This window comes from Klebsiella ornithinolytica (assembly GCF_030505655.1).
GTDB lineage: Bacteria > Pseudomonadota > Gammaproteobacteria > Enterobacterales > Enterobacteriaceae > Klebsiella > Klebsiella ornithinolytica.
In genome coordinates, this window is record NZ_CP130153.1 from 4,375,679 (window position 1) to 4,392,326 (window position 16,648).

The following is a 16,648-nucleotide window of genomic DNA, read 5'->3' on the forward strand; positions in this document are numbered from 1 at the left end:
GCGTTAAAGGGGCAACCTGCGGGATGACAGGTATATAATGCGCCTATGCTTTTTCGCCAGGGAATACTTATGCGCATCATCCACACCTCTGACTGGCACCTTGGCCAGAATTTTTACAGCAAGAGCCGCGCCGCCGAACACTCGGCCTTTCTCGACTGGCTGCTGACCAGCGCGCAGGCGCACGAGGTCGATGCCATTATTGTCGCCGGCGACATCTTTGATACCGGCTCACCGCCAAGCTACGCCCGCGAGCTGTATAACCGATTCGTGGTTCAGCTTCAGCAAACCGGCTGCCAGCTGGTGGTGCTGGCGGGCAACCACGATTCGGTGGCGACGCTAAATGAATCCCGCGATATTCTGGCCTTTCTGAAAACCACGGTGGTGGCCAGCGCCGGCCATGCTCCCTTTATTCTGCCGCAGCGCGACGGCACGCCCGGCGCCATATTTTGCCCGGTCCCCTTCCTGCGCCCGCGCGAGCTGGTCACCAGCCAGGCCGGACACTCCGGCGGCGAAAAACAGCAGCTGCTGTTGAACGCTATCAGCGACTATTATCAGCAGCAGTACGAAGCCGCCTGCGCCCTGCGCGGCGATCGTCCGCTGCCGATCGTCGCCAGCGGCCACCTGACCACCGTTGGCGCCAGCAAGAGCGATGCGGTGCGCGATATCTACATCGGCACGCTGGAGGCGTTCCCCGCCAGCCATTTTCCCCCCGTTGATTATGTTGCCCTCGGCCATATTCACCGGGCGCAGAAGATCGGCGGCAGCGACCATATTCGCTACAGCGGCTCGCCCATCGCCCTCAGCTTTGATGAGACGGGCAAAAGCAAAAGCGTCAATCTGGTGACCTTCAGCGACGGGCACCTGGCGGAGGTGCTTCCTCTGACGGTGCCGGTGACGCAGCCGCTGGCAGTGCTGAAAGGCGATTTCTCCAGCATCAGCGAACAGCTTACCCAGTGGCGGGACGCCCCTCATGAGCCGGTCGTCTGGCTGGATATTGAAATTACCAGTGACGAATATCTCCATGATATTCAGCGAAAAATTCAGGCCCAGACCGAAGATCTGCCGGTGGAAGTGCTGCTGGTTCGCCGCAGCCGCGCCCAACGTGAACGCATCCTGGCGGGAGAGCGGCGGGAGACGCTGAGCGAACTGCAGGTCGAGGAGGTGTTTGAACGCCGGCTGGCGCAGGAAACGCTGGAAGAGGCGCAGCGGCTACGCCTGACGCAGCTGTTCAACGAAACGCTGCATAGTCTGAATGGTGAGGAGCACCTGTGAAAATTCTGAGTTTGCGCCTGAAAAATATCAACTCGTTAAAAGGCGAATGGAAAATCGACTTCACCGCAGAACCGTTCGCCAGCAACGGGCTGTTTGCCATCACCGGCCCCACCGGCGCCGGGAAAACCACTCTGCTGGACGCGATCTGCCTCGCGCTGTATCACGAAACGCCCCGTCTGAGCAGCGTGTCGCAATCGCAAAACGATCTGATGACCCGCGATACCGCCGAGTGTCTGGCGGAAGTGGAATTCGAGGTCAAAGGGACGGCCTATCGCGCCTTCTGGAGCCAGAACCGCGCCCGCAATCAGCCGGAGGGCAACCTGCAGGCCCCGCGCGTTGAGCTGGCCCGCTGCGACGATGGGCAGATCCTTGCCGATAAAGTCAAAGATAAGCTCGAACTGACCGCTTCGCTCACCGGACTGGATTACGGTCGCTTTACCCGCTCAATGCTGCTGTCACAAGGCCAGTTCGCCGCGTTCCTCAACGCCAAACCAAAAGAACGCGCTGAGCTGCTGGAAGAGCTGACCGGCACCGAAATCTACGGCCAAATTTCAGCACAGGTGTTTGAAAAGCATAAGCTTGCCCGCAACGAACTGGAGAAACTTCAGGCCCAGGCCTCCGGCGTTCTGCTGCTGAGTGATGAGCAACAGCAGGCGCTACAGCAAAGTTTGCAAGCACTTACTGATGAAGAGCGTCTACAGCTTTCGGAGCAAGCCCGCCTGCAGGCCGCGCAGCAGTGGCTGCTGCGCCAGCAGGAGCTCAGCGCGGAAGCCTCGCAGGCTCAGGTCCGGCTGCAGGACGCGCAGCAGGCGCTGGATCAGGCCCAGCCGCAGCTTGCAGCGCTGCTCAACGCGCAGCCGGCAGAGCAGCTTCGTCCGCTGTGGACCCGACAGCAGGAACAAAGCGCCGCGCTGGCGCAAACCCACCGCCAGGTGGAGGAAGTGAATACTCGCTTACAGGACAGGCTGCGGCTGCGCGCCGGGATCCGCCTTGCCGCCAGCCGGCAGATGACCCGCTTGCAGGATGCCCATCACGCCCTCAACCTGTGGCTTAACGAACACGATCGCTATCGCCAGTGGGGAAACTCACTGGCGGGCTGGCGGGCCGTCTTCCAGCAGCAGGCGAGCGATGCCCGGCAACAGAACGTCGTGCAACAGAGCCTGGCGGAAATCGCCCGCAAGCTGGCAGAGCTGCCGCCTGCGACGCTGACGCTGGATGCCGACCAGGTCACCGCCAGCCTGGCGCAGCACGCCGCCGCCCGCCCGTTACGCCAGCAGCTTTCGACGCTGCATAGCCGCCTGTTGCCGCTTCGCCAGCGTCAGCAGCAGCTGCAAACCACGGAGCAGGCCCGTCGTGAGGAACAGGAAAAGCTGGAAACAACCCTGGCCCAGCGCCGCCTGGCCTACAAAGAAAAACATCAGCAATTCAGCGATGTGAAGGCTATTTGTGAGCTGGAAGCGCGCATTGTCGGGCTGGAGGAAGAGCGCGCTCGCCTGCAGCCCGGAGCCCCTTGTCCGCTCTGTGGTTCCAGCGAACACCCGGCCGTCGCACAATACCGGGCGCTGGAGCCCGGCGTGAATCAGGCCCGCCGGGATAGTCTGGAGCGTGAAGTCAAACAGCTGGCGGAAGAAGGCGCCCAGCTGCGCGGCCAGCTTGAGGCACTGCTTAAACAACAGGTTAAAGAGAAAGAAGAGCTGGACTCTCTCCTTCAGCAGGAGCAAGCGCTCACCTCACAATGGCAGACAACCGTCAGCGGACTCCATTGCGACCTGCAGCCGCAGGATGATATTCCCGGCTGGCTGGCGGCCCAGCAAGAGAGCGAACAGCAGCTGTATCAGCACCAGCAGCGACTGGCCTGGCAGGCCCGGCAGCAGGCGGGCGAGCAACAGCTCAGGCAGCTCCAGCAGGAGCAGGAACAACGGCGCGCGCAGCTGGAGACAGAACTCTCGCCCTTCGCGCTCAGCGTTCCGCAGGCCGATCGGACGGCGGAGTGGCTGGCGCAGCGGGAAGCCGAGAGCCGCCTGTGGCAGGAACAACAGAACCAATCCGTCGCGCTTCAGGAGCAGCTTCAACAGCTGACGCCGCTGCTGGAAACACTTCCACCGACAGAGCCGGAGCCCCTTCCGTCAACGGACGAGATAGCCGATCCGGCGCCGCTGACGGGCTGGCGTCAGGTGCATGACGACTGTCTGGCATTGCAAAGCCAGTGGCGGACGCTGAGCCAGCAGGAGAGCCAGCAGCAGGAAACGCTGCGGGAGACGCAAACCCGCTTCGCTGCCGCCCTCTCCAGCAGCCCGTTTGCCGACCAGCAGGCCTTTCTCGCCGCTCTGCTCGACGAAGAGACGCGCCAGCGGCTGGAGCGGCTTAAACAGGCGCTGGAAAATGCCGTACAGCAAAATAACGCTCTGGCGCTGCGCGCTCGCGACGCGCTCGCCCGACATCAGCAGCAACCGCCGACAGACGTCGACCTCACCCTACCGCTGGAACAGGTCCAGGTCCGTCTGCTCCAGCTGGCGCCGCAGCTGCGGGAAAACAGCGCCCGCCAGGGAGAGATCCGCCAACAGCTGAAACAGAATGCCGGAAACCAGCAACGCCAGCAGGCATTGCATCAGGAGATCGCGCTTGCCGGGCAGCAGCTCGAGGACTGGGCATGGCTTAATGCGCTAATCGGTTCTAAAGAGGGCGATAAGTTCCGCAAATTCGCCCAGGGGCTAACGCTGGATAACCTGGTCTGGCTGGCGAACCATCAGCTCAATCGCCTGCACGGGCGCTACCAGCTCCAGCGCAAGGCCAGCGAAGCACTGGAGCTGGAGGTGGTTGATACCTGGCAGGCGGATGCGGTACGCGATACGCGGACCCTCTCCGGCGGTGAAAGTTTCCTTGTCAGCCTGGCGCTGGCGCTGGCGCTGTCCGATCTGGTGAGTCACAAAACGCGCATCGATTCGCTGTTCCTTGATGAAGGGTTCGGCACGCTCGATAGCGAAACGCTCGATACCGCGCTGGATGCGCTCGACGCCCTGAATGCCAGCGGTAAGGTGATCGGCGTAATAAGCCACGTTGAAGCAATGAAAGAGCGCATTCCGGTGCAGATCAAAGTTAAGAAAATCAACGGTCTTGGCTACAGCCGGCTGGATAAAATGTTTTCCATCGAGTAACCCCCGAGCCTTTCCCCTGCGCAGACCTTTCCTTTCGCGGAAAGGTCGCACTTCTCCGGTGCATTATCCTTGCCGCAATTTCACGAATCATCTTGATAATGCATGAATGTGCGTGATAGTTTCGTTTTATTTTCTAAAGAGAGAATAAACAGGCATCAACATGACGTTTAAACCACTAAAAGCGGAAAAAATCTATTATCACCGCCATTCGTGCACAAACGTGCAGAAGCAATGTCCCCGACAGATACGCGCCAGGTAAAAACGCCTTTGCGGATATCCATCGGGTTTCCCGTCTTCCCGCTCACATATTAAGAAGGTCTGAGAGATGAAAAGTTGTCTTATCCTGGTTGCGGGTCCCGTCCGCAGCGGCACCAATGATCGCCCGGAACTGATTGCTGCCAACCTGAACGCCATGGCACAGGTTGCGCTGAATATTTATCGTAAAGGGCATATTCCCGTGATTGGCGAGTGGCTCGCTTTACCTCTGGCCAAAGCCGCTGGTTCAAAGGAAACAGGCGATCCGATCAGCGAAGAGTTTTTATATCCCGTCGCCCATCGTTTGATTAGCCGCTGCGACGCGATTTTGCGTATACCGGGGGAGTCCCGGGGCGCCGATCTTGATGTCGAGGAAGGGAAAAAAAGAGGGCTGACGATTTACTCTCACCTGGATGAGATCCCCGCTCTGTGATTAACTCCTCGTTGCCCCAGCTGACCAGGGCAACGGGGTCACGCTGATTTACAGCGGCCACAGCCAGGCCGCGCCGCGCACGCCGCTGGAGTCGCCGTGTACGGCTTTTCGAATCGGCGTCTCGCACTCCCCGCCGAATACCCATGATTTCACCAGTTCAGGAACCGTCTGGTAGAGGCGTTCAACGTTGCTCATCCCACCGCCGAGGACAATCACATCCGGATCGAGGATATTGACCACGTGGGCCAGCGACTTCGCCAGACGCATCTCGTAACGCTTCAGCGCCTGCTCGGCCAGCGGATCCTGCTCGCTAACCCGCTGCATAATCGCGTTGCCCGTGAGCGACTGGCCGCTCAAACGCTGGTAGTCCGTGGCAAAACCGGTCCCGGAGATAAAGGTTTCAATACATCCCTGCTTACCGCAATAGCACGGCACTTCGGCGCGATAGCGTAGTTCATCATCATCCATCCACGGTAGCGGGTTGTGACCCCACTCCCCGGCGGTGCCGTTACCGCCAATATGGGAACGGCCCTGTATCGCCACGCCGGCCCCGCATCCGGTACCGATGATCACCGCAAACACGGTCTGCGCCCCGGCGGCGGCGCCGTCTACCGCTTCGGAAACCGCCAGACAGTTGGCATCATTCGCCAGGCGTACTTCGCGGTTTAAGCGCTGGCTCAGATCGTTATCAAACGGCTGACCGTTGAGCCAGGTGGAGTTGGCATTCTTCACTACCCCGGTATAGGGCGAAATCGACCCCGGGATCCCGACGCCAACGCTGCCGCGCTGCCCGGTCGCGTCCTCCGCCATCCCGACCAGCGTCGCGATATTCTCTATTGTTTGCCGATAATCCTCGCGTGGAGTCGGCAAACGGTGGCGGAATAACTGCTCTCCCTGGTCACTCAGAGCAATGACTTCTGTTTTTGTGCCGCCCAGATCAATACCAATACGCACTGTAAGCTCCTCTCCCCGATTAACAATGCAAGCATAGCGACAATTCGCTATCATGCCCGCTGGATTTAACGACAACGCCGTGGAAATTATCATGCTGTGGTTCAAAAATTTAATGGTTTACCGTCTCAGCCGCGAGATTTCATTGCGTGCCGAGGAGATGGAAAAACAGCTGGCCGGGCTGACATTTACCCCTTGTGGTAGCCAGGATATGGCGAAGACCGGTTGGGTATCGCCGATGGGTTCGCACAGCGATGCGCTGACGCATACCGCAAATGGTCAGATCGTGATCTGCGCACGTAAAGAAGAGAAGATCCTGCCGTCACCGGTGATCAAACAGGCGCTGGAAGCAAAGATCCTCAAGCTGGAAGCCGATCAGGGCCGTAAGCTGAAAAAAACCGAGAAAGATTCGCTGAAAGACGAAGTGCTGCACTCGCTGCTGCCGCGCGCCTTCAGCCGTTTCAGCCAGACAATGATGTGGATCGATACCGTCAACGGGCTGATCATGGTCGACTGCGCCAGCGCCAAGAAAGCGGAAGATACGCTGGCGCTGCTGCGTAAAACCTTAGGTTCTCTGCCGGTCGTTCCGCTGGCGCTGGAAAATCCGATCGAGCTGACCTTGACCGAATGGGTCCGCTCCGGGAGCGTCGCTCAGGGTTTCCAGCTGCTGGATGAAGCCGAACTGAAAGCCATGCTGGAAGACGGCGGCGTCATTCGGGCGAAGAAACAGGATCTGGTCAGCGATGAAATCGCCGTGCATATTGAAGCCGGGAAAGTCGTGACCAAACTGGCGCTCGACTGGCAGCAGCGTATTCAGTTCCTGATGTGCGATGATGGTTCAATCAAACGTCTGAAGTTCTGCGACGAACTGCGTGACCAGAATGAAGATATTGACCGGGAAGATTTCGCTCAGCGTTTTGACGCCGACTTTATTCTGATGACCGGCGAACTGGCGGCATTGATTCAGAATCTGGTGGAAGCTCTCGGCGGAGAAGCACAGCGCTAATCAGCGCCGGATGCGCTCGACAAAGCGGGCAACATGCCTTCCTGCCGCGGCAGGAAGGCGAGGAATCACAGATAGCGGCACAGATAAGAGGTTGGCTCAGCCACCTGCAGATGAAACTCGCTGTTGCCTGGTACATTGAACACTTCACCGGCGGCATACACTTTCCACTCGGTTTCCCCCGGCAGCAGCACATTCAGCGCACCGCTCACCACCGTCATCTCTTCCGGCTGCGCGGTACCAAAGGTATATTCCCCTTCTGCCATCACCCCGACGCTCGCGCGGCCGGTGCTGCTGCTGGTGAAGCCAATCGATTTCACTTTTCCGTCGAAGTATTCATTGCTTTGAAGCATAAACAAGCCCTTATGATCTTTTGTTGAAGCCTCAATATAGGGGGCGCTCCTTGCCCCTGTCACGTAAAATTAATCTATCGGACCATGTTAAACTAATAGTTCTGCAGCCAGCCGGGAAACCAGCACATTTGACAGCAGAACCGGCACATCCAGCGCTTTTTGCAATACGTCGCGATGATGCTGGTGGTAACCCAGGCAGTCCAGCACCAGCACGTCGGCGCCCTGCTCCAGCAGCGCCCGTCCGGCGCTCAATAAATCACTATCGCTGCCGCTGATCGGGTTGGCCAACGCGTAGTAAGGCGCGTTTTCTAACGAAAGCCACTTTTGCTGCTGCATGGGCAGCACCTCCTCAACGGGAACGATAACCCCGACCTGATGCCCGTCAACAATCGATGCCACCAGCGGCGGAATAATCCGCTGCGGCTCCAGTAAAATGGCATTGCGCGCCGTGAGGCCGCTGAGCATTTCGGAACTCAAAAACAGAATGACATCATATTCTTGCCTGTCGAGCATCGCGATAATATGCTTTAAATCACGCTCGACCTTCTGGCGCGAAACCTCGGCCGGCTGGTTATCATTCAATAACGTCAGCAGGCGTTCATCGCCGGAATCAAGGGCATAATCTTCCATAACATCTTCACGCGTCATTTTGCCTAACAGGCTAATATGAGTGATCTGCTCTTCCCTGATATGTTCGGTTAAAAGCGGCAAAACTTCAGCCACCGGTACCACGCCAACGGTTAAAATAGCCATCGTTGTACTCATATCACGTACCTTTTCACTACCACTGCTTCAGCACAGGCTTACTGCACACCACTTCGCCCCCCCGTTGACTAAAAATCAACCGTCCAGAAGCGTAGCAGCTTACCGCCGCCGTTGAATGTAAAGATTGATGTGGCCTCAGGCGCATGCCTGAAAAATCCGTACCTTAGGGAATCATCAGCAGCGCTGATGAATTAAAAATGTGATGGAGGCCCGGAATTGCTCTGAGCAAAGAGAATACCGGGCGGGCGAGATTATGATTTATCCGGGTCTTCGTAGCGCTGTTTCGCGTCCAGCGCTTCCTGTTCCGTGGGGTGTTCGCTGATCAGTGAATCGGGAGTCGGGAAATCGGCACGCAGCTGATACCAGGTCTCCCCCTGGCCTGCGGGACCTTTCGCAACGGCAACAATACGCGCTTCTCTCGGATATGGAGGTTGGGTTGGCATAGCTCTTCCTTCTTCGGCCATCAGAGCTATTAAGTATAGGGGCCCCTGCGTCGTTTACCGTCAGTAAAGTCTTAACTCACAGCGCGGCCGGCGTCCCGTTACTCTCTTGCGGCCTCGACGCATTGAGCCTCTTGCGGCGCGAAGACATTCTGTAAGGTCGCCAGAATGTGTCCGACGACGTCATCCGGCGTCGCGGTGGCATCAATAATATGATGCGCGGTTGCGCGATAGAGCGCTTCCCGCTGCGCCAGCACTTCGCCGACTTCATCGCGCACCGGTTTACCGGTCAGCGTCGGGCGCTGCTCGGTTTTCGGATAGGCTTCAAGGCGTTCGATCAGCGCCGAAACCGGCACCTGCAGGTAAATCACCACGCCGTTTTCGCGCATGAACTGGCGGTTAGCTTCAGCCAGAATAATGCCGCCGCCGGTCGCCACCACCGTCTCCGGTCGCGCGGCCGCTTTCAGCGCCTCTGACTCCAGCTCACGAAAACGCGCCCAGCCCTCCTGCTCAACAATAGTCGCGACCGTACGCTGCTCGCGCTCCTGCAGCGCATGATCGGTATCGGTGAACTGGTAATGACGCGCCCGCGCCAGCGCATGGCCGATTGTCGTTTTACCACAGCCGCGTGGCCCGATGAGAAAGATTGGCAATGTCATTACCGAAGACCCCCTGGTTCCGCATATCGCGGGAAAATGAATACGAATAGTCAGCAATGGTACCGGCAAAATCGCCGGCAATAAGCGTAAAACAAACGTTACATTGCTCTAGCAAAACCTGCTCATCACAGGCAACAAAAGGATTTATCGCGTAAACCTATCATTGCATTAAGTGTGATTCCAGATTTACTTATTCAAAAAGATTATTTTTCAGCCGCTGGCTGGCGTAAACGGTAACACATTTATGCATAGCTTTACGCATCAACATATTTACAACATGGCATGTTCGGTCGCACTCTGACGCTAAACGACCAGTATGACAGAGGAAAGTACCATGCAATCTGAAGAACAACGCCTTATTGATGGACTGTTTTCCCGCCTGAAAGAGGCCGGAACGCAGAGCGCTTCGCGCGATGCCAGCGCCGAGGAGCGGATTGCGCAACACATCAAAGAGCAGCCCGCCGCGCCCTATTACATGGCGCAAACGATACTGATCCAGGAAGCCGCCATCAAGCAGCTCAACGATCGTATCCAGGCGCTGGAAAGCCAGGTGACGCAGCTACAGGCGGCAAAACCGAGCAGCGGCGGGTTCCTCTCCGGGCTGTTTGGCGGCGGTCAGAGCCGCGGCTCCGACCCCATTCCCGGGGCAGAACAATATGGTCGCCCTCAGGCCAGCGCACAGCCGCAGTATGCGCCGCAAATGCCGCAGCAAAACTATGCGCCGCAGGCGGCGCGCAGCGGCGGCGGCTTTATGGCCGGTGCGCTGCAAACGGCGGCAGGTGTGGCAGGCGGCGTGGTGCTGGGCAATATGTTGACCAATATGTTCAGCGGCTCGCATCCGCAGGAGATCGTCAATATTATTGAAGAAAAACCGCAGCCCGACCTCAACCAGACGCAGGAACTGTCCGGCGCGGAGGATCCGTTCCGTCAGGACGATAATCAGTTCCTCGCGGATAACAACACCTGGAACTCTGACTTCGACGCCGGGATGGGTAACGACGACGATTTCGGCGGCGATGACGACAGCTGGGTTTAACCCTGCGGGCGTTTTGTCTCTGACAGCCACTTCTCCAGCGCGGCGGCGAATTGTTGCCGATCGCGCTGCGACAAACTATCCGGGCCGCCGGTTTGTACGCCGCTGGCCCGCATCGTTTCCATAAAATCACGCATCGTCAGACGTTCGCGAATAGTCGCATCGCTGTAGCGCTCACCGCGCGGATTTAAGGCTGCGCCGCCCTTGGCCAGCACTTCCGCCGCCAGCGGTATATCGGCGGTAATCACCAGGTCGCCCGGTTCACACAGGCGGACGATTTCGTTGTCGGCCACATCAAATCCCTGCGGCACGCGCAGCGTGCGGATCACCCGCGACGGCGGCACCCGCAGCGGCTGGTTGGCAACCAGCGTCAGCGAGGTCTGTGTACGCTCGGCGGCGCGGAATAAAATCTCTTTAATGACGTTCGGACACGCGTCCGCATCAACCCAAATAGCCATTCCGGCTCCTGTCGACGAAAAAGGGAGGCATCATTGTCACCTGCTTTTGTCCCCCGGGGAAGCGCTGGAGTGATAAGCTAGAGAACTCACGACAAAATAAGCAAAGGGGAACGGTGATGGAGAAGAAAATTGGCTTTATCGGCTGCGGCAATATGGGTAAGGCCATTCTGGGCGGTCTGATCGCCAGCGGACAGGTGCAGCCTGGGCAAATTTGGGTCTACACCCCGTCGCCGGACAAAGTGGCGGCCCTGCACGACCAGTACGGCATCAATGCCGCGCAGAGCGCACAGGAAGTCGCTCAGGTCGCCGATATCATCTTCGGCGCGGTCAAGCCGGGGATCATGATTAAAGTGCTCAGTGAAGTCGCCTCCAGCCTGAATAAAGACTCGCTGGTTATCTCAATTGCCGCTGGCGTCACGCTCGATCAGCTGGCACGGGCGCTGGGCCACGATCGCAAGATCATACGCGCGATGCCGAACACCCCATCGCTGGTTAACGCCGGGATGACCTCAGTGACACCTAACGCGCTGGTGACCAGCGAAGAGGTCGCCGAAGCGCTGACGATTTTCCGCTGCTTCGGTCAGGCTGAAATTATCGCTGAGCCGATGATCCACCCGGTGGTGGGCGTGAGCGGTTCCGCGCCGGCCTATGTCTTCATGTTTATTGAAGCGATGGCAGATGCTGCCGTTCTCGGCGGTATGCCGCGCGCTCAGGCCTACAAATTTGCCGCTCAGGCGGTCATGGGCTCGGCCAAAATGGTGCTCGAAAGCGGAGAACATCCGGGGACGCTGAAAGATATGGTCTGCTCGCCAGGCGGGACTACCATCGAAGCTGTGCGGGTACTGGAAGAGAAAGGATTCCGCTCTGCGGTCATCGAGGCCATGGTCAAATGCATGGAAAAATCAGAGAAGCTTAGCCGCTCCTGATCCCCGCCTCGTGTCGATATCGGGTGAGGAGTCTCCTCACCCGTTTTTACCCCATCAGCTTCGACCCGCGCCCGCTTATCCCTGTTTCTTCAGGCAGGCACTCATAAACTTATTACGATCGTCCCCTTTCAGAGACTGCTGGGTCGCCTGACCGTTGCACTCGCGCATTTTTTGCTGCTGAGGCGTCAGCCCTTTACTTTCCGGCGCCGGCGCATCTTTTTTGAGGCACTGACTCATAAATGCTTTACGCTCATCCCCTTTCAGCGATTTCGACGAGGCCTCTTTGTTGCAGGTCGTCATTTTTTGCTGCTGGGGCGTGGGCGTTTTTTCCGCGGCATTCACCGCCGTCACAAAGATAAGACCAAAAAGCAGAGTTACCAACAATGTTATTTTCATCACACCATCCTTTTGTCAGTCAATCTCTGTAAGTCTGGTCGCTGATGGGAAAAAAACCAGCCGATGGCCACAATTCACCATCGGCAGCGGCTTATTTCAGACCCAGCGCGGCTTTCATGGTGTAGAACAGATCGGTCTGATCGGTTAAGCCCACCACGTTTGCGGCATGCGGACCGTAGGCGGCAATGCGCAGCTGCGTGCCGGTATGTTCCATCGACTCCTCTTCCGAGTTGCCGTAGCTAATGACCATCACCGAGCCGTCTTTGGTCGTCAGCGCCTGAGTCAGGCCCGGAGCTTTGGAATCGGCCGGAATAATCTGGCTGGCGTGCGCATGGTCAGCGGTGACAACGACCAGCGTGTTACCCTCTTTTTTGGCAAACTCCAGCGCTTTTTGTACCGCTTCATCAAGGTCGACGGTTTCGCCAATCTGACCGCACGGATTCGCCGCATGATCCTGTTTATCAATGGAGGCGCCCTCAACCTGCAGGAAGAATCCTTTCTCGTTGCTGCTCAGAAGACCGATCGCTTTCTCGGTCATCTGCGCCAGCGTCGGAACGGAAGCGTCACGTTTGCCGTTCGGGGTGCAGGTTATCGCCGGCTTATCAATATTTCCGTGGTAAGAGGCTTTCGGCCCTTCCCAGCGCACCGGCATGTTGCCGTCGGCGAAAAGACCCAGCAGCGGTTTGCCCTGGTTGGCTTCGCTGACCGCGGCCAGCGAGCTGGCATCGGTGACAATCTGGTAGCCGCGGGCAATGGCCTGCTCATGCAGCGTTTTGCCCTGCCATTCACCGGCCGTCGCGGTTTCGGCGAAAGTTTTGGCCCCGCCGCCTAAGGTCACGTCCGCACGGGCATTCAGCAACTGCTCGGTAATTGAGCCTTTACCGCCCTTTTCCAGCGCGTTGCCGGGACATTTTTCGCTGGTGACGCTCGGGCCATAGCATTTACGCGAAGTCACGTGTGCGACCAGCGCCGCTGGCGTGGCATCCTGCAGCTCTGCCGTGGAGACATTGCCGGTGGCAAACCCTGCGGCTTTCGCCAGTTCGAGGATGGTCTGATGATCTTTTTCATGGATATCAACCCCCAGCGCGCCGTTATAGCTTTTTACGCCGGTGGTCCAGGCGGTCGCGGACGCGGCGGAATCGGTGACGTAATCCGGTTTGCCGGTTTTCTTATCCAGAGAATAATGTGTGTACTGACCGGTCAGCGGCAGCGCATCAATGCCCTTAAAGAAACCGCCGGCGCCTTCGGCATAATTGCGCGCCGCCGTAATTTCAGAGTCGCCCATCCCGTCGCCAATCAGCAAAATAATATTTTTTGCGGGTTTGTTGATTAACGAAGCCTGCAGCGCGGCAGTTTGATCGCCGCTTAAGCGGCGCGCGCCGCCGGGCGTGGTGATATCGCCCTGAGCGGCACGATTTTCCAGAACCGGGGCAGCCGTGGTTTCTGCATGAATAACCGGGGAGCCCAGCAGAGGTAACAGGGCAATAAAGAGGGCGTTTAATTTCACTTTTGTCGTCTCCATGTAAAAATACTTAAAAAACAAAACGAGGGAGACTTTATAAAAGCGAGATGACAGTAAAATGACAGCATCCATGTCCTGTCAAAAGAACTAACTACGCGGATGCCGTAACAGCTTTTTTATATATTGCTGCAGCAGCTGAGCGTCGCGATCGTCCACCAGCGGACCGGGGCTCGCCTGCTCAATAGCGTGCTCAATATCGTTAATTAGTGCCTGCTGCGCATCCTGCGCCATATGGCGAAGCAGCGCCGTCACGACAACTTCCAGCGCCTCAACCTGCACCGTCAGTTCCTTCGCTTCTTCCTCCTTTTGCGCCAGGTTTACCAGTAGTTCAGCAATCAGATTCTTCACAGCACTGTATCCTTATGCGGGTTCCATTATTTGCTAGTTATGTCATACATTCGCCATCGGATACCAGTATTATTTTTTAAAAATGGTTGTTTATCTCTCAATATAATAAGCGAAACGTTTTGCTCATTCGACGATCGCCACCAGGAATAAACTCAAGGCAAGAACAATACCTTTCATAACTAAATTCAATAGATAATAATAAAAAAGAATATTGCTATTCCGGTAATAATTATAACGTATCGCCATAATATATCTGATAGGCCAAATTCACGCTATCTGGCGCGTCTTTCCCCGCCAGACGGGCAATCAGGATTTCACTCGCCGTTTTACCGATGTCATAACGAGGAGTAATGACGCTGGCGATTTTTTGCAGCCGCGCGCGACCAATTTCCAGCCCGTGGAAGCCGGCAATCGCTATCTCCTGCGGCACCGCAATGCCCTGCGCCTGACACTCCAGCAGCACGCCGACCGCCAGATCGTCATTGGTACAAAAAATCGCGTCGATATCCGGGTGCGACTGCTGCATTTGCAGGAACATCTGCCGGCCCAGCGCCACCGAGGAGATGGTACGCGGCGTGATGTGATACGCCTGCAGGCCACAGGCCGCCACCGCCTGTTCAGTCCCGCGGAAACGACTCACATCGCGGGGATCGTCCATCGAACCAAAAAAGGCGATTTTTCGTTTGCCGCTTTCGAGAAACGCATGAGCCATATCCCAGCCGGCTTTCTCGTTATCAAATCCCACCTGGATATCGAGCGGCTGCCCGCCGATGTCCATCAGCTCCGCGACCGGGATACCGCTGGCGCGGACATACTGGATCATGCGGTCAGTGTGCTGCTTGCCGGTGAGAATCAGCCCATCGATATTGTAGGAGAGTAAATTGAGCACTTCGCGCTCTTCACGCTGCGGATCGTAGCCGTAATTGGCAATCAGGGTCTGATACTGGTGGGCAGAAGTGACGGATTCAATACCGGCGAGCACATCGGCGAATATCTGGTTACGAAAGGAGGGAATCAGCACGCCGATGGTTTTACTGCGGGCATTGAGCAGAATTTCCGGCGCCCGGTTAGGAATATAGTTGTTCTCTTCCATGACCTTAGCGATCAATTCACGGCTACGCTGCGATACCTGGCCTGGGTCTCGTAAATAACGGCTGACCGTCATTTTATTAAGCCCGGCCAGGTTCGCGATATCCTGTAATGTCATCCGGTTGTTTTTCATCGGGTTCTCTGCGACAAACGACTCATATGCTCGCGGAGAACCTTACCACAGCAGCTTCGATTCTGTTAACCCGCAAGCTTTTTTGTCGTCATCAGCGCAGCCGTTCGATCGTCGTTGGCCCGCACGTTGTACATCAGCACCACCGATGCCAGCAGCGCAATGGCCATAAAGGTGTACGACGCGCCAGGCCCGCCCATGATGCCATTCAGATATCCCACCAGCCAGGCGCCAAGGAACGCACCGAGCGCGCCGAAGCTATTAATTAATCCCATCGACACCCCCGACACGTTGCGCGGCAGCAGCTCCGGGATCAGCGCGAAAAAGGGACCATACGGCGCATACATACAGGCGGCGGCGATAACCAGCAGCCCGTAAGAGAACCAGAAAGACTGATTGCCGATCATCCAGGAGCCGAAAAACGCCACGGCGGCAATCAGCAACAGCGGCCAGATGAACAGTTTACGATTCTGGAATTTATCCGACAGCCAGGAGACCGTCAGCATCAGACAAATCGCCGCCAGATAGGGAACCGCCGCCAGCCAGCCGACGGCAACGATATCCATCTGCGCGGCATTTTTCAGAATTGACGGCATCCACATCATGAAGCCATAAACCCCGATACTCCACAGCGCATGGACGGCGCACAGCATGATTACGTTTCGTGAACGCAGCGCCTCGCCATAGTTGCGCACCGGTTTGATATGGCTCTGTTCGCTATCCATCGCCTGTTGCAGAACCTGCTTCTCCTGCGCATTCAGCCAGGAGACTTCCGACGGTTTATCCCGCACCAGAATCCACCAGCAGATAGCCCATAGCACCGCCGGAATGCCTTCGATAATAAACATTTCCCGCCAGCCCCAGGACTGAATCAGGTAGCCGGAGACAATCGACATCCACAATACCGTCACCGGGTTGCCAAGAATCAGGAAGGTATTGGCGCGTGAACGCTCGGTTTTGGTAAACCAGTTGCTGATATAAATCAGCATCGCCGGCATCACCGCCGCCTCGACGATCCCGAGCGTAAAGCGAATAACCATTAACATCGGAATATTGCTGACAAACCCGGTGGCCGCCGCGCAAAAGCCCCATAATACCAGGCTGAAGAAAATCATTTTTCGTACGCTGCGTTTTACGGCGTACATCGCACCGGGAACCTGGAAAAAGAAATAGCCCAGGAAGAACAAAGCGCCAATCAGTGATGCCGTTCCTTTGGTAATACCTAAATCACTTTCAATACCGGCAGCGGCGGCAAAACCATAATTCGCACGATCGAGATACGCCAGACTATAAGTAATAAAAATTACCGGCATTAAATACCACCAGCGACGCGCTGGTAATTTCGCGAGCATTTGCATATGCCATCCTCAGATAAAGTGCATAATCAAACGGGGGGTCATTATTTTATATATTCATCAGCTTTTTGGCGGCCGACGTGCGGCCGCTAAAAGGCGATGCAG

At 57.0% G+C, this 16,648-nt stretch carries 17 protein-coding genes; 6 read left to right on the forward strand and 11 right to left on the reverse strand.

Features of this window, described 5'->3' with window-relative positions:
* Window positions 1–69: 69 nt before the first annotated feature.
* The 3 genes from sbcD (at window position 70) to Q1L34_RS20855 (ending at window position 5,115) form a co-directional block, all read left to right on the forward strand.
* Entirely contained in the window at window positions 70–1,272 is a 1,203-nt protein-coding gene (sbcD, locus tag Q1L34_RS20845) for an exonuclease subunit SbcD (protein ID WP_213894750.1), read from the forward strand.
* Window positions 1,269–4,427, forward strand: a complete 3,159-nt coding sequence (sbcC, locus tag Q1L34_RS20850; protein ID WP_327204265.1) for an exonuclease subunit SbcC — start codon at window positions 1,269–1,271, stop codon at window positions 4,425–4,427. The genes sbcD and sbcC overlap by 4 nt, the downstream gene beginning before the upstream one ends.
* A gap of 325 nt (window positions 4,428–4,752) precedes the next feature.
* Window positions 4,753–5,115, forward strand: a complete 363-nt coding sequence (locus Q1L34_RS20855) for a hypothetical protein (RefSeq protein ID WP_004858526.1) — start codon at window positions 4,753–4,755, stop codon at window positions 5,113–5,115.
* A 48-nt stretch (window positions 5,116–5,163) separates the two neighbouring features.
* Here Q1L34_RS20855 and mak read toward each other — a convergent pair whose 3' ends face one another.
* Window positions 5,164–6,069 (reverse strand): fructokinase, encoded by a 906-nt coding sequence (gene mak, locus Q1L34_RS20860; RefSeq protein WP_015585050.1) that lies wholly within the window; start codon window positions 6,067–6,069, stop codon window positions 5,164–5,166.
* Window positions 6,070–6,160: 91 nt separating this feature from the next.
* Here mak and rdgC point away from each other — a divergent pair, with 91 nt between their 5' ends.
* Window positions 6,161–7,072 carry a recombination-associated protein RdgC gene (gene rdgC / locus Q1L34_RS20865; protein WP_004858522.1) on the forward strand — a complete coding sequence of 304 codons (912 nt, stop codon included), beginning with the start codon at window positions 6,161–6,163 and terminating at the stop codon, window positions 7,070–7,072.
* A gap of 65 nt (window positions 7,073–7,137) precedes the next feature.
* Here rdgC and ppnP read toward each other — a convergent pair whose 3' ends face one another.
* The 4 genes from ppnP to aroL form a co-directional block, all read right to left on the reverse strand.
* Window positions 7,138–7,422, reverse strand: coding sequence for a pyrimidine/purine nucleoside phosphorylase (gene ppnP / locus Q1L34_RS20870; protein WP_002890284.1), 285 nt, complete (start codon window positions 7,420–7,422; stop codon window positions 7,138–7,140).
* An 87-nt stretch (window positions 7,423–7,509) separates the two neighbouring features.
* Window positions 7,510–8,187: an AroM family protein gene (locus Q1L34_RS20875; protein WP_004858517.1), complete on the reverse strand. Its 678-nt coding sequence runs from the start codon at window positions 8,185–8,187 to the stop codon at window positions 7,510–7,512.
* Between the two features lie 251 nt (window positions 8,188–8,438).
* Window positions 8,439–8,630, reverse strand: coding sequence for a YaiA family protein (locus tag Q1L34_RS20880; protein ID WP_004858514.1), 192 nt, complete (start codon window positions 8,628–8,630; stop codon window positions 8,439–8,441).
* A gap of 98 nt (window positions 8,631–8,728) precedes the next feature.
* Window positions 8,729–9,286, reverse strand: a complete 558-nt coding sequence (gene aroL / locus Q1L34_RS20885; RefSeq protein WP_004858511.1) for a shikimate kinase AroL — start codon at window positions 9,284–9,286, stop codon at window positions 8,729–8,731.
* A gap of 334 nt (window positions 9,287–9,620) precedes the next feature.
* Between aroL and Q1L34_RS20890 the strand changes: the two genes are divergently transcribed.
* The gene (locus Q1L34_RS20890) at window positions 9,621–10,322 is read left to right on the forward strand and encodes a DUF2076 domain-containing protein (protein WP_004858508.1); all 702 of its coding nucleotides are present in this window, start codon (window positions 9,621–9,623) and stop codon (window positions 10,320–10,322) included.
* Here Q1L34_RS20890 and Q1L34_RS20895 read toward each other — a convergent pair.
* Entirely contained in the window at window positions 10,319–10,777 is a 459-nt protein-coding gene (locus Q1L34_RS20895; RefSeq protein WP_004858502.1) for a YaiI/YqxD family protein, read from the reverse strand. The genes Q1L34_RS20890 and Q1L34_RS20895 overlap by 4 nt on opposite strands.
* A gap of 116 nt (window positions 10,778–10,893) precedes the next feature.
* Here Q1L34_RS20895 and proC point away from each other — a divergent pair, with 116 nt between their 5' ends.
* Window positions 10,894–11,703, forward strand: a complete 810-nt coding sequence (gene proC, locus Q1L34_RS20900) for a pyrroline-5-carboxylate reductase (protein WP_004858499.1) — start codon at window positions 10,894–10,896, stop codon at window positions 11,701–11,703.
* Between the two features lie 75 nt (window positions 11,704–11,778).
* On the opposite strand, the gene psiF is transcribed toward proC, so the two are convergent.
* The 5 genes from psiF to Q1L34_RS20925 form a co-directional block, all read right to left on the reverse strand.
* Complete coding sequence (gene psiF, locus Q1L34_RS20905) at window positions 11,779–12,099, reverse strand: phosphate starvation-inducible protein PsiF (RefSeq protein WP_004858496.1); 321 nt, start codon at window positions 12,097–12,099, stop codon at window positions 11,779–11,781.
* A gap of 91 nt (window positions 12,100–12,190) precedes the next feature.
* Complete coding sequence (gene phoA / locus Q1L34_RS20910) at window positions 12,191–13,621, reverse strand: alkaline phosphatase (protein ID WP_032724335.1); 1,431 nt, start codon at window positions 13,619–13,621, stop codon at window positions 12,191–12,193.
* A gap of 87 nt (window positions 13,622–13,708) precedes the next feature.
* Window positions 13,709–13,969, reverse strand: a complete 261-nt coding sequence (iraP, locus tag Q1L34_RS20915; RefSeq protein WP_004858488.1) for an anti-adapter protein IraP — start codon at window positions 13,967–13,969, stop codon at window positions 13,709–13,711.
* A gap of 229 nt (window positions 13,970–14,198) precedes the next feature.
* The gene (idnR, locus tag Q1L34_RS20920; protein ID WP_004858486.1) at window positions 14,199–15,191 is read right to left on the reverse strand and encodes a DNA-binding transcriptional regulator IdnR; all 993 of its coding nucleotides are present in this window, start codon (window positions 15,189–15,191) and stop codon (window positions 14,199–14,201) included.
* A gap of 65 nt (window positions 15,192–15,256) precedes the next feature.
* Complete coding sequence (locus Q1L34_RS20925; RefSeq protein WP_015585052.1) at window positions 15,257–16,546, reverse strand: MFS transporter; 1,290 nt, start codon at window positions 16,544–16,546, stop codon at window positions 15,257–15,259.
* Window positions 16,547–16,648 lie beyond the last annotated feature (102 nt).